This window comes from Micromonospora sp. NPDC049139, from assembly GCF_055586845.1.
In genome coordinates this window covers 307,458-320,134 of the sequence record NZ_JBVJHK010000003.1, presented here as the reverse complement: position 1 = coordinate 320,134, position 12,677 = coordinate 307,458, and the positions used below count along the sequence as shown (strand labels likewise).

10 protein-coding genes are annotated in these 12,677 nt (G+C 74.7%); 2 read left to right on the top strand and 8 right to left on the bottom strand.

Features of this window, described 5'->3' with window-relative positions; all coding sequences use genetic code 11:
- Window position 1: 1 nt before the first annotated feature.
- The 4 genes from ACZ6Q9_RS08240 to ACZ6Q9_RS08225 form a co-directional block, all read right to left on the bottom strand.
- Window positions 2–1,384 carry an MFS transporter gene (locus tag ACZ6Q9_RS08240; protein ID WP_393265466.1) on the bottom strand — a complete coding sequence of 461 codons (1,383 nt, stop codon included), beginning with the start codon at window positions 1,382–1,384 and terminating at the stop codon, window positions 2–4.
- 107 nt (window positions 1,385–1,491) lie between these two features.
- Window positions 1,492–2,634 (bottom strand): acyl-CoA dehydrogenase family protein, encoded by a 1,143-nt coding sequence (locus tag ACZ6Q9_RS08235; protein WP_393265469.1) that lies wholly within the window; start codon window positions 2,632–2,634, stop codon window positions 1,492–1,494.
- A gap of 63 nt (window positions 2,635–2,697) precedes the next feature.
- Window positions 2,698–3,402, bottom strand: coding sequence for a UdgX family uracil-DNA binding protein (locus ACZ6Q9_RS08230; protein WP_393451867.1), 705 nt, complete (start codon window positions 3,400–3,402; stop codon window positions 2,698–2,700).
- Between the two features lie 282 nt (window positions 3,403–3,684).
- Window positions 3,685–5,025, bottom strand: a complete 1,341-nt coding sequence (locus ACZ6Q9_RS08225; protein WP_393265472.1) for an aminotransferase class I/II-fold pyridoxal phosphate-dependent enzyme — start codon at window positions 5,023–5,025, stop codon at window positions 3,685–3,687.
- Window positions 5,026–5,059: 34 nt separating this feature from the next.
- Between ACZ6Q9_RS08225 and ACZ6Q9_RS08220 the strand changes: the two genes are divergently transcribed.
- The gene (locus ACZ6Q9_RS08220; RefSeq protein ID WP_393265474.1) at window positions 5,060–6,304 is read left to right on the top strand and encodes a bifunctional pyridoxamine 5'-phosphate oxidase family protein/GNAT family N-acetyltransferase; all 1,245 of its coding nucleotides are present in this window, start codon (window positions 5,060–5,062) and stop codon (window positions 6,302–6,304) included.
- The gene (leuE, locus tag ACZ6Q9_RS08215) at window positions 6,301–6,969 is read left to right on the top strand and encodes a leucine efflux protein LeuE (RefSeq protein WP_350705081.1); all 669 of its coding nucleotides are present in this window, start codon (window positions 6,301–6,303) and stop codon (window positions 6,967–6,969) included. The genes ACZ6Q9_RS08220 and leuE overlap by 4 nt, the downstream gene beginning before the upstream one ends.
- Window positions 6,970–7,136: 167 nt before the next feature.
- On the opposite strand, the gene ACZ6Q9_RS08210 is transcribed toward leuE, so the two are convergent.
- The 4 genes from ACZ6Q9_RS08210 to ACZ6Q9_RS08195 all read right to left on the bottom strand — a co-directional run bounded on the left by ACZ6Q9_RS08210 (window position 7,137) and on the right by ACZ6Q9_RS08195 (window position 12,599).
- The gene (locus ACZ6Q9_RS08210; protein WP_396828196.1) at window positions 7,137–8,057 is read right to left on the bottom strand and encodes a sporulation protein; all 921 of its coding nucleotides are present in this window, start codon (window positions 8,055–8,057) and stop codon (window positions 7,137–7,139) included.
- 317 nt (window positions 8,058–8,374) lie between these two features.
- On the bottom strand, window positions 8,375–9,439 hold the full coding sequence (locus ACZ6Q9_RS08205) for a hemolysin family protein (protein WP_393265479.1): 1,065 nt from the start codon (window positions 9,437–9,439) through the stop codon (window positions 8,375–8,377).
- Window positions 9,436–10,785 carry a hemolysin family protein gene (locus ACZ6Q9_RS08200; protein WP_396828198.1) on the bottom strand — a complete coding sequence of 450 codons (1,350 nt, stop codon included), beginning with the start codon at window positions 10,783–10,785 and terminating at the stop codon, window positions 9,436–9,438. The genes ACZ6Q9_RS08205 and ACZ6Q9_RS08200 overlap by 4 nt, the downstream gene beginning before the upstream one ends.
- Window positions 10,786–11,006: 221 nt before the next feature.
- On the bottom strand, window positions 11,007–12,599 hold the full coding sequence (locus ACZ6Q9_RS08195) for a M28 family peptidase (protein ID WP_396828200.1): 1,593 nt from the start codon (window positions 12,597–12,599) through the stop codon (window positions 11,007–11,009).
- Window positions 12,600–12,677: the final 78 nt, after the last annotated feature.

Below are 12,677 nucleotides of genomic sequence, written 5' to 3'. Positions count from 1 at the left end.
ATCAGTCCTCCTCCTCCGGTGCGCCCGCCGGCACCGGACGCAACGCTAGCGCCACCAGGGGCACCGCCGCGACCGCCGCGAGCAGGGCGAGCACCGGATAACCCGCCACCTCCATGACAAACCCGCTGACCGCCCCGGCGGCGGCGCCGGCCAGTCCCATGGTCAGGTCGGAGAGCCCCTGGACGCTCGGCCGGATCCCCACCGGCACCGACTCCGACAGCAGGGTGGAACCGGCCACCATGGTCCCCGACCAGCCCAGGCCGAGCAGGAACAGCCCGATCGAGAGCCGGGCCGTGTGGTGCCCGGCGGTGCCGGCGACCGCGCACGCCACGAGCAGCAGCCCGACGCCGCCGAGGATCACCGCCCGGCGGCCGAGCCGGTCCGTGAGCCAGCCGGCCACCGGGGCGAGGGCGTACATGCCGGCGATGTGCAGGCTCAGCACGAGACCGACCACCCGCAGCACGTCGGCGTCGGCGTGCCACTCGTGCAGGCGCACCGGGGTCATCACCATCACCGCGACCATGACCAGGTGCCCGACCGCCACCGCGGCGATGCCGAGCCGGGCGGCCGGGCGCGCGCGTACGACCGACCAGGCGGCCCGCATGCCCACGCCGCGCCGGCCGGTCGGTGCCGGCGCGACGACGGCGTCCGGCGGCGGGGTGACGGCGGGAACGGCGTCCGGCGACGGGGCGGCCGGGACGACGGCGTCCGGCCCCGGGGCGACCGGCGGGACGACAACGGCCGCCAGCCGGCGCGCGGTCAGCAGCGGGTCGGGCCGCAGCAGCGCCAGGATCACGCCGGCGGCCAGCGCCAGCGCGACGGCGCTGAACGCGAACGGACCGGCCAGCGTCGGCAGTCCCCAGCCGCTGGTGGTGCGGTCCGCGAACGCGGCGAAGTTCGGCGCGGCGACCGCGCCGATGGTGGTGGCCCAGACGATCAGGGCGAGCTGGCGACCCCGTCGCGCCGGCTCGGCCAGGTCGACCGCGGCGTAGCGGGCCTGGAGGTTGGCCGCGCTGCCGCCGCCGAAGAGGAGCATGCCGAGGAAGAGCAGTGGGATCCAGCGGGTGACGGCGGCCAACACCACCAGGCCGCCGCCGGCCGCGCCGGCGAGATAGGCCACGACCAGGCCGGGCCGCCGGCCGTGGCCGTTCATGATCCGGGTGACCGGCACCGCGAGCAGGGCCCCGCCCACCACGGCGGCGCTGCTCACCAGCCCGGCCATGGCGGTGCCGGCGATGTCCGCGGCGAGCAGCGCCCCGACGGCGACGCCGACCGTCACCCCGATCCCGCCGACGATCTGGGTGACGAAGAGCAGCCGCAGGGTACGCCGCTGGATCGGCGTGACGTCGGGCGCGGCAAGTGGCGCGGCGAGGTCGGTGGCCATCGGCGGCTCCTTCGGCGGTAAGGGGCGGGGGCCCGTCTCATCCTTGCGCACCCGGCGCGCCACCCCGCAGCCGGTCGCCTCCCGACTGCGCCCCTCCCCCGGCTGCGCTACAGGCCCAGGCCGCGGCCGATGATCTCCTTCATGATCTCGGTGGTGCCGCCGTAGATCGTCTGCACCCGCCCGTCCAACCAGGCCTTCGCCACCGGGTACTCCAGCATGTAGCCGTAGCCGCCGTGCAGTTGCACGCAGCGGTCGGCGACCTTGTTCTGCAGCTCGGTGGTCCACCACTTCGCCTTGGCCGCGTCGGTGACCGAGAGCCGGCCGGCGTTGTACTCCGCGACGCAGTGGTTGACGAAGGTGCGCGCGATGGTGACCTCGGTGTCCAGCTCCGCCAGGAGGAAGCGGTTGTGCTGGAACGCGCCGATCGGCCGGCCGAACGCCTGCCGGGAGCGGGCGTAGTCGAGGGTGACGGCGAGCAGCCGCTCGGCGGCGGCCACCGCGGCGACCGCGATGCTGAGCCGCTCCCGGGGCAGGTTGGCCATCAGGTGGTAGAAGCCGTGGTTCTCGGTGCCGATCAGGTTCTCCACCGGCACCCGGCAGTCGGAGAAGAACAGCTCGGCGGTGTCGTTGGCCTTCAGCCCGACCTTGGCCAGCCGTCGGCCGCGGGAGAAGCCGGGGGTGCCGTCCTCCACGGCGACCAGGCTCACCCCGTGCGCGCCCTGGTCCGGCGCGGTGCGGACGACCACGACCACCAGGTCGGCCATCTCCCCGTTGGTGATGAAGGTCTTCTGGCCGTTGAGCACCCAACTGTCGCCGTCGCGGACCGCGCTCGTGCGGATCCCGGCGAGGTCGGAGCCGGCGCCGGGCTCGCTCATCGCGATCGCCGTGACGAGGTCGCCGGAGCAGAACCCGGGCAGCCAGCGCTTGCGCTGGTCCTCCGTGGTCAGCTCGGTCAGGTACGGCGCCACCACGTCGTTGTGCAGCCCGAAGCCGAGGCCGGTGCAGCCGGCGGCGACGATCTCCTCGGCCAGCACCGCGTTGAACCGGAAGTCCCGCTGCCCGCCGCCGCCGTACTCCGGGTCGACGTCCGTGCCCAGCAGGCCGGCCGCCCCGGCCCGGCGCCACACCTCGCGGTCGACGATCCCGGCGGCCTCCCAACGCTCGTGGTGGGGCACGGCCTCCCGGTCCAGGAACTCGCGGCACAGCTCGCGGAAGTCCTCGTGGTCGCGCTCGTAGAGATGCTGATCCATGGCCGCCAGTGTGGCACCGCGCACCCGCCCTGCCCAGGGGCCGGCGGGTGGCTCGGTGACGGCTCAGCCGGTGAGGGCGCGGGCGGCCACGGCGAGGTCGGCGACCAGCCCCTCGTACGCCTTGTCCTGGTCGTCGGCGCGGAGCACGGCGGACGGGTGGATGGTGGCCAGCAGCCGGGCCGGCGGGGCGTCGGCGACCGTGCCCTTCGCGTCCACCGGTACCCGCTGGAAATCCTCCGGGTGCTGGGCCGACGCCGGCCAGGGCAGCAGCTCGCCGCGCTGCCGGGTGACCCGGAACGTGGGGCCGAGCAGCGCCTTGGCCGCGGTCGCGCCGAGCACCACCACGATCTCCGGGCGCAACTGGGCGAACTCGGCCACCAGCCAGGGCCGGCAGGCGGTGACGTGCACCCGGTCCGGGGTCTGGTGGATGCGCCGTTTGCCGCGCAACTCGAACCTGAAGTGCTTCACGGCGTTCGTGAGGTAGATGTGCCCGGGATCGAGCCCGGCGTCGTCGACCGCCTTGCGGAGCAGCCGACCGGCGGGGCCGACGAACGGCAGCCCCTTCTGGTCCTCCATGTCACCGGGCTGCTCGCCGACGAAGACCACCCGCGCGCCGGCGTCGCCGCGGCCGAACACGGTCTGCGACGCGTCCCGGTACAGCTCGCAGCCCCGGCAGCCGGCGGCTGCGGCGCGCAGGTCGTCGAGGGTGTCGGCCTGCGGCGGGATGAACTGCTGCGCGCCCGGCGCGGTCTCGGTCTGCTCGGCCATGTCGACTGTTATATACCCGTTCGGGCCGCGATGCCGGTCCGCCCTGCCTCCGCACGACGTCCCACCGCGGCCAACCGTCAGTATCCGCCGCCGCCGTCGCCGCCGCCGGACGCCAGCGCGATCACCACGATCACGAGCACGATCACCGCCACCACGACGGCGATCCAGACGCCCCTCCTCGATCCCGACGAAGCCATGGTCGCCCACCTCCGGCACCGCGCTTACCCGCCCGGCGTCCGGTCACGCCCGCGCCCGGCACACCGACAGGTCGCCGCCAGAGGGTCATGCGGTGAAACCGGAGGACACGGCGGGCCGGACGGCGCGGGCGACGGCGTCGGCGAGCGGTGCCACCTCGCCGTCGTCCAGCGAGCTGACGGTGATCCGCAGCCCCGGCGGGCCGGCGATCCGGTAGAGCGCGCCGGGCGCGACCGCCCAACCGGCGTCGCGCAGTGCGGTCAGCGCGCTGGTCTCGTCCGCCACCGGCAGCCACACGTTGATGCCGCTGCGCCCGTGGGCGGCGAGGCCGTGGCCGGCGAGCGCGTCGACCAGCGCCCCGCGCCGCCGCTCGTAGCTGGCGGCGGCCCGGTCCACCAGCCCGGCCACCGCCGGGTCGCGCCACAGCGACAGCACCAGCCGTTGCAGCACGGTGGAGACCCAGCCGGCGCCGACCCGGGCCCGGCCGGCCACCCGGGCCACCGTGGTCTCGTCCCCCACCAGCACGGCCAGCCGCAGGTCGGGACCGAGCGGCTTGCTCACCGAGCGGACGAAGGCCCACGTCGGGGTCGCCCCGGCGAGCGGGTGCAGCGGTACGCGGGCCAGCTCGGCGGCGTGGTCGTCCTCGATCAGCAGCAGGTCGGACCGGCCGGCGAGCAGCGTACGCAGCTCCTCGGCCCGCCCGGCGGAGACCGCCGCGCCGGTGGGGTTCTGCGCCCGGCTGGTCACGATCAGCGCCCGGGTCCCGGCGGCGAGCGCGGCCCGGACGCCCTCGACGAGCGGACCGTCGTCGTCGACCGGCACCCCGATCGGCCGCAGCCCGAGCGCGGCGACCAGGTCGAGCAGGTTGGCCCACCCCGGGTCCTCGACGGCGACCGCGTCGCCGGGGCGCAGGTGCGCGCCGAGCAGCCGCTCGATGCCGTCCAGCGCGCCGCCGGTGAGGGTCAGCTCCGCCGACGGCACGCCGTCGGCGGCCAGCCGCTCGCGGGCCGCCTCGGCCAGTTCGGGCAGCACCCCGGCGGCCGAGTACCCGACGGGCGGCCCGGCGTCGGCCGCGAGCCCGGCCAGGTGCGCCCCCAGCGGCGGCAGCAGCCGCGGGTCGGGCTCGCCCAGGGAGAGGTCGCGCAGGCCGGGGGCGGGTGGCGGGTGCAGCGCGGAGCGGCGGGCCGCCACCGGCGGGCGGGGCCGGACCCGGGTGCCGTGCCGGCCGGCGGTGACCACCAGGCCCCGCTGGCGCAGCTCCTGATAGGCCCGGGCCACGGTGGCCGGGCTGACCGCGAGCTGGGCGGCGAGCGCGCGCACCGCCGGCAGGGCGGCGCCGGGGGCGAGGGCGGCGGAACGGATGCCCGACTCGATGCTGGCCGAAATCTCGACGGCCGTCGCGCCGGTGACCTGATAGCGTGCTGACACAAATCAGAGATTGTACTAGAACAAAGGCGGGAGCATGTACGCACGCACCGACCGGACCACCGCCAGCCGCTCCCGGGACCGGATGAGCTACGACGCCGACGCCGCGCACGCGGTCCTCGACGAGGCGTACCACTGCGCGCTCGGGTTCACCGTCGACGGCGAGCCCCGGGTGCTGCCCACCCTGCACGTCCGCATCGGCGACACCCTCTACCTGCACGGATCCACCGGCAGCCGGCCGCTGCTCGCCGCCCGGGGCGACGGGCTGCCGGTCTGCGTCACGGTGACCCTGCTCGACGGCCTGGTCTACGCACGCTCCCAGTTCCACCACAGCGCCAACTACCGGTCGGTCGTCGCGCACGGCACCGCGCACCTGGTCACCGACGAGCGGGAGAAGGCGCGGGTGCTCACCGCGCTGGTGGAGAAGGTCGGCGCCGGGCGCAGCGCCGACAGCCGACCGCCGTCGCGCCGGGAGCTGGCCGAGACCGCCGTGCTGGCCCTGCCGCTGCGGGAGGTCTCCGTCCGCGCCCGCACCGGCGGCGTACGCGACGACGAGGCCGACCTCGCCCTGCCGCACTGGGCCGGGGTGGTGCCGCTGCGGCTCACCGCCGGGCTGCCCGAGCCGGACGCCGGGGTGACCGCGCCGGTGCCGGCATACCTGCGGCCGGCCCCCACGCCGTGGCTGGAACCGGCAGTGCTGCGCGGGGAGCACGTGGTGCTGGAACCCCTCGACCTCGCGCACGCCGACGAGCTGCACGCGGCGACCGCCGATCCGGAGGTCTGGCAGCACCTGGGCAGCCCGCTGCCGGCCGACCCCGCCGGCACCGCCGAGGTGGTCGCCGCCGCGCTGGCCGCCCACCGCCGGGGCGAGCGGGTGCCGTGGGTGCAGCGTTGCGCCGTCACCGGCGCGGTGGTCGGCACCACCTCCTACTACGAGGTGGACCCGGAGCGCCGGTCGGTCGCGATCGGCTACACCTTCCTGGGCCGGCCGTGGTGGCGCACCGGGATCAACACCGAGGCGAAGCTGCTGCTGCTCACCCGCGCCTTCGAGGAACTGGGCGCGGTGCGGGTGGTCTGGCACACCGACATCCGCAACGAGCGCTCCCAGCGGGCGATCGAGCGCCTCGGCGCGTCCCGCGAGGGGGTGCTGCGGATGCACAAGCTCCGCCCGGACGGCTCGTGGCGGGACACCGTGCAGTATTCGATGACCGTCGACGAGTGGCCAAACGCACAGGTCGCGCTGCGGGAAAGGCTTCGCCGGACGGCACCGGTGGCCCGATGATGTCGGGCGTGCTGGGCATCACCGACATCTGGACGTACGTGCTGGGCACCGTGGCGATCGTGCTGTTGCCCGGGCCCAACTCCCTCTTCGTGCTCTCCACCGCCGCGCAGCGCGGTGTGGCCGCCGGCTACCGGGCCGCCGGCGGGGTCTTCGTCGGCGACGGGGTGCTGATGTTCCTCTCCGCCGCCGGGGTGGCGTCGCTGCTCAAGGCGTACCCGCCGCTCTTCCTGGTGATCAAGTACGCCGGCGCCGCGTACCTCGGCTACGTGGGGTTGACGATGCTGCGCGGCGCGTGGCGGCGCTGGCGCGACCGCAACGACCCGGCCACGCCGCGGCTGATCGACGCCGCGGAGCCGGTGGCGATGCGCAGCCCGTTCCGCAAGGCGCTCGTGGTCAGCCTGCTCAACCCGAAGGCGATCCTGTTCTTCGTCTCGTTCTTCATCCAGTTCGTCGATCCGGGCTACGCGTGGCCGGCGCTGTCGTTCCTCCTGCTCGGGCTGATCGCCCAGGTCACCAGCGCGCTCTACCTGACCGCGCTGATCTTCGCCGGGACCTTCCTGGCGGCCCAGTTCCGCCAGCGCCGCCGCCTCGCCGCCGGTGCCACCACCGGCGTCGCCGCCCTCTTCCTCGGCTTCAGCCTGAAACTCGCCACCGCCACCGTCTGACCTTCCGACCTTCCGACCCTTCCCTCTCCCCGCCCTGACCTCCCGCGATCTTGCACTTTCGGCCCTCGTTACGGGCGATAAGTCCGATATACCGGGACACAAAGTGCAAGATCGCGGGAGCGAGGGTGGGGCGGGGCGGGTGGGCGGGGGTGGGGTGGGGTGGGGGGTCAGGTGCCGTCGCCGGAGCCGCCGATGCCGGCTCCGCCGGCGGTGCCGCCCAGGCCGTAACCGGGGCGGGTGGGCTCGTCCGGCGGGCGGCTGACGTGCGCCGACTCCGCGATGGTCGCGGACCAGTCGGCGTGCGCGGCGGCCGCGGCGTGCCGGTTGATCGCCGCGCGCAGCCAGCCGTCCACCGTCGCCACCCAGTCCCGCCGGTCGGCGCCGACGTGCCAGATCCGGAAGCGACTGATGCTCTGGTGGGTGATCCCGGCCAGGGCCAGCCGCCGGTCCAGCCAGAAGATGACCTCCAGGCCGGCCGGGTTGGCGATGAAGATCAGCTCCAGCTCGGTGATCGGCCCGGCGTAGAGCGGCGCCACCCAGAATCCCAGCCGCTGGTGCAGCGGCAGGGTCTGTTCCACCCCCGGCAGCCGGGCGTCGACCAGGCCGGCCTGGCGCATGCTGAAGCCCAGCGTGTCGAGGGCGGCCAGGATGTGCGCCTGGGTGGGTAGCGGGTGCACGAAGACCGGCACCATCGCGCCCTGGTCGAGCTGCGGCTCGACCGCCACCTCGGTGCGCAGCCCCATCCGCAGGCTGAGCAGGGGCACCCCGCCGAAGATGGTCACCGGGGTCTCCCAGGGCAGCGGGAACTCGAACGGGATCGTGCGGCCCCGCCCGGCCCGCAGCACGAAGCCGTCGGCGAGGGTCGCCTGGTGGAACTGCACCAGGCGGCGGGGCGCCTCCGGGTCGTCCGGCTCCGCCGTGGTGACCAGGCCGAGCCGGACGTGCAGCACCGGCACGTCGGTCGAGCCGGCGATGACCGTGACCCGCCCGGGCAGCCGCAGCCCGGGGCGGGTGCTCGGGTTGGCCAGGGCGGTGCGGACGGAGAGCCCGGTCCACCCGGACTCCGGCGACACCCCGGTCAACCGCACCCGCACTCCCCCGTCCGCGTCCCGCGCCCCGGCGGACCCGCTGGGGACCGGGCCTCGCCGCGATCGGGCGCGCGAGTCACCCCGCGCAGCCCGTGCGCCACCCGCCCCCGGCCCGTGTCCCACCCGGTACCGACCTGAGCGTCACCAGGCCCCGGCCCGAGCGCCACCCGGTACCGGCACGAGCGCACCCGGCCCGGTCCCTCCAGCCTCGCGGACCTGGCGGACGTCCGTGCGGTCTTCGCCGAAGACCGCACGGTCCGACGTGCCGGACCACGCCGGGCCGCCCCCACACCTCACCCGGGGGCGGCCCGCGGGTCTCACCTCATGCGTCGGCCGCGCGGCACCGGGTCGGTCTCGTCGTCGAACTCGCCGATGACCTCCTCCAGGAGGTCCTCCAGCGCGACGAACCCGATCGGCCGGGTCGGGCCGCCGCCGTTGCGCACGAGCGCGAGCTGGGACTGCCGGGCCCGCATCGCCGCCACCGCGTCGGTCACCGTGGCCGCGGCGGGCAGGGTGAACGCGCTGGTCATCAGGTCGCCGGCGGTGACGCTGCGGCCCGTGGTGGTGGCCCGCACCGCCTCCCGGACGTGGACGAGGCCGCAGACGTCGCCGTTCGCGTCCAGCACGGCCAGCCGCGACCGGCCGCTGTCCCGGCTGACCTGCTCGATCCGGGCGGCGTCCTCGTCCCGGCGGACCGTCACCATCTGGTGGAACGGCTCCATCACCTGGGCCACCGTGGTGCCCTGCAATTCCAGCATGCTGGTCAGCAACTGGTGCTGCTCGACGCCGAGCAGCCCGTGCTCGCGGGACTGCTCCAGCAGGATGCGCAGCTCGTCGGGGCCGTGCACCTGGGCGAGCTGGTCCTGCGGGTTGACCTTGACGAGCCGCAGCATCGCGTTGGCCAGGGCGTTCATCACCGACAGCACCGGCCGGGCGACCCGCGCGAAGGCGCGGAACGGCAACGCCAGCAGCATCGCCGAGCGCTCGGCGTCGGTGATCGCCCAGGACTTCGGCGCCATCTCGCCGACCACCAGGTGCAGGAAGGTGACCAGGCTGAGGGCGAAGACCAGCGCGACCGCGTGGCTCGCGGCGTCCGGCAGCCCGACCGCGTGCAGCAGCGGGCTGAGCAGGTGCTCGATCGCCGGCTCGGCGAGCGCACCGAGCCCCAGGGTGCACAGCGTGATGCCGAGTTGCGCGCCGGCGAGCATCAGCGACAGCTCGCGTACGCCCTCCAGGGCGGCCCGGGCGGCCCGGCCGCCACCGGCCGCCGCCTGCTCCAGGCGGTAGCGCTTGCTGGCCACCAGGGCGAACTCGGCGGCCACGAAGAAGCCGTTCAGCGCCAGCAGGATCACCGACGTGAACAGCGCTATGCCCGGACTCACTCGGACACCTCCCGGGACTCGGCGAGCCGCAGCCGGACCGAGTCGGCCACGTGCCGGTCGACGGCCAGCACCTCGACCAGGGCGCGCGGCTCGACCGCGCCGTCCTCGCCGTCGGCGAGCAGGCTGATCTCCAGCCGGTCACCGACCTCGGGCACCCGGCCCAGCTCCCGCATGACCAGGCCGGAGAGGGTGTCGTACTCCGGGGCCTCGGGCAGCTCGATGCCGGTGCTGTCGGCGACCTCGTCGATGCGCCAGCGCGCGGGCACCACCCAGGAGCCGTCCTCCTGCCGGGCCGGGGCCCGCTCGGGCGGGTCGTCCTCGTCCCGGATCGGGCCGACCAGCTCCTCGGCGATGTCCTCCAGCGTGATCACGCCGGCGAAGCCGCCGTACTCGTCGACCACGCAGGCGAGCTGCCGGTGGCCGGAGCGGAGCCGGTCCAGCACGGTCGGCAGCGGCAGCGTCTCCGGCACCAGCAGCGGCGGGCCGGCGACCGCGCTGACCGGGGTGGTCGCGCGCCGCTCGGGGGGCACCCCGAGCACGTCGGCGATGCCGATGACGCCGATCAGGTCGTCGACGCCCTCCGCGCCGCGCACGGGGAAGCGGGACTTGCCGGTGTCCAGCAGCTCCACCACCCGGCTGACCGGCTCGTGCGCGCGTACGGTGTGCACGTCGACGCGGGGCACCATGGCCTCGCCCGCGGTCAGCTCGCGGAAGTCGAGCCCCCGGTCGAGCAGCGTGGACATCTCGGCGGTCAGGTGCCCCTCCTGGCGGGACTCGGCGATGATCTGTTCCAGGTCCTCCGGGGTGGCGCCGCTGGGCAGCTCCTCGATCGGCTCGATGCCGACGCGGCGGAGCAGCCGCACCGCGGCGCGGTCGAAGAGCTTGATCAGCGGACCAGCCACCTTGAGATACATCAGGGTGGAGCGGCTCAGGGCCTTGGCCAGCGGTTCGGCCCGGGCGATGGCGAGGTTCTTCGGGGCCAGCTCGCCCAGGACCATCTGCACCACGGTCGCGATGACCAGGGCCAGGGCGACCGAGAGCGGCAGGCTGACCGCCGTGGAGACGCCGGCCACGCCGAGGAGTTCGGCCAGCCCGGCGCCGAGGAACGGCTCGGCGACGTAACCGACCAGCAGGGCGGTGACGGTGATGCCGAGCTGCGCGCCGGAGAGCATGAACGACAGCCGTCCGGTCACCTGCAGGGCCCGGGCGGCGGCCTTGTCGCCGTCGTCGGCGAGCTGCTTGAGCCTGCCCCGGTCGACGGCGACGTAACCGAACTCCTGGGCCACGAAGTAACCGGTGGCGGCGGTGAGCACGATGATGAAGAGGAGACCAACGACGATCAACACGGGTCGCTCAGGGCTCCCGGGGACATCGGGGTCGGGATACGCCGGGCAGGACCCGGCTGGCTACTGCTGCCCTCCTGGGCAGAGGAGTCGATCATGCAGCCATTTTATCCGCGCCGGCTGTACGCCCGCTGAAGGTGCGTCGAAGGCCCCCTGTCGTCCGGTTACCCGGCGTGGACAGGGGGCCGTCACCCGGCGTGGACAGGGGGCGGGGCCGTGCCGGCTCAGCTCTGGGTGATCCGCACGTCGTCCACGGCCGCCTCGACGAGGCTGGCGCCGCCGGCATCCGCCGCGTCGACGACGATCCGTACGGTCTGTCCCCGCAGGGCCGAGACGTCGACGCCGGCGCTCTGCCAGGCCGCCGCCCGGTCGGTCGCGGCCCCGGTCGCGTTCAGCGCCGTGACGGTGCCGCTGCCCACCACCCGTACGCGCAGGTAGTCGGCGCTGCTGGCGTTGTTCAGGTGGGCCAGGTACCAGGAGAACGAGAGGTTCAGCGTGCCGGTCGACGGCAGCGTGATCGCCGGCGACTGGATGGTGCTCACCCCGCCGTCGAGGTCGTACGCCCCGGCGCTGCTGCCGGCGAGCGGCCCGGTGACCAGGTCGTAGCTGCCGCTGACGGTCGTGCCGAGCTGGGTGGCCACGCCGGAGCTGGTGGCCGCGGGGTCGCCGCGCTCCCACCGGCCGAGGGTGGCGGTGTCGGTGCCGGCCGGGTTCGCGGTCCATCCGGTCGCGGTCTCGAAGGTGTCGCTCCAGACCGTGCTGCCCGGCGGGGCCCCGGCCCCGGCCAGCGCCCAGACCGTGTACGCGATCGCGTCGGCGTTGCGGTCCAGCGCGGTGTCGTTGATGTTGGCGGTGGTGTCGCAGGACCGGTGGTAGCACGGGTCGAACGCCTGGCCGGCCGTGCCGCCCCAGAGCGAGGCGTGGGTGCTGGACTTGATCCCCTCGGCCCCGGTGAAGGTGCCGCCGGCCGGGATGCCGACGTTGATGAACGGCCCGTAGTCGCTGCGGCCGTCGAAGTCGGTGCCCCGGGTGGGCACGCCGATCGAGGTGAAGTACGCCTGGATGGTCTGCTCGATCTGCGCCGAGCCGGCCGGGCCCGGCCCGGAGCCCACCCCGTCGGAGTTGTCGCCGTCGTAGACGAAGTAACCGGCGTTGGGCGAGCCGACCATGTCGAAGTTGAGGTACTGCTTGATCTTGGTGCGCTCGGTCGACGGCAGGTTGTTCACGTAGTACTGCGAGCCGCGCAGCCCCAGTTCCTCGGCGCCCCACCAACCGAAGCGCAGGTGCTTCGTGGGGGTGAGGCCGCTGCGGGCCACCGCGAGGGCGGTCTCCAGGATCGCCGCGGAGCCGGAGCCGTTGTCGTTGATGCCGGGACCGGCGGAGACGCTGTCCAGGTGCGCCCCGGTCATGACCACCTGGTTCGGGTCGCCGCCGGGCCAGTCGGCGATCAGGTTGTAGCCGGTGGCGCCGTTGTAGGTGAACGACTGCACCACGGTGCTGAACCCGGCCGCGTCGAGCTGGCCTTTGACGTAGTTGACGGAGGCGAGGTAGCCGGGGCGGCCGTGCGCCCGGTTGCCGCCGTTGGCGGTGGCGATGGACTGGAACTGGGACAGGTGTGCCTTCACGTTGGCCAGCGGGACGTCGGGCGCGGCCAGCGCCGCGGACCCGCCGGCACGGGCGGCGGGAGCGGCGGGAGCGGCCGGGGCGGCGGCGCCGGCCGCTCCGGTGGGCGCGACGGTCGCCGAGGAGGCGGTCAGGGCCGCCGCCGCCACGGCCACCGCGGCCAGCCAGGCGGAGCGGGGGGTACGAGGTCTCATGGGTCCTCCGGGTGGGGGGCGGGGTCCGGCTCCCGCCGGGTGGGTGGTCACCGGGGACGGCCATCGATCGATAACCAT

Bases quoted from the DNA above. Each gene is read 5' to 3' on its own strand.
- ACZ6Q9_RS08240 (WP_393265466.1), bottom strand. From the start codon at position 1,384: ATGGCCACCGACCTCGCCGCGCCACTTGCCGCGCCCGACGTCACGCCG.
- ACZ6Q9_RS08235 (WP_393265469.1), bottom strand. From the start codon at position 2,634: ATGGATCAGCATCTCTACGAGCGCGACCACGAGGACTTCCGCGAGCTG.
- ACZ6Q9_RS08230 (WP_393451867.1), bottom strand. From the start codon at position 3,402: ATGGCCGAGCAGACCGAGACCGCGCCGGGCGCGCAGCAGTTCATCCCG.
- ACZ6Q9_RS08220 (WP_393265474.1), top strand. From the start codon at position 5,060: ATGTACGCACGCACCGACCGGACCACCGCCAGCCGCTCCCGGGACCGG.
- leuE (WP_350705081.1), top strand. From the start codon at position 6,301: ATGATGTCGGGCGTGCTGGGCATCACCGACATCTGGACGTACGTGCTG.
- ACZ6Q9_RS08195 (WP_396828200.1), bottom strand. From the start codon at position 12,599: ATGAGACCTCGTACCCCCCGCTCCGCCTGGCTGGCCGCGGTGGCCGTG.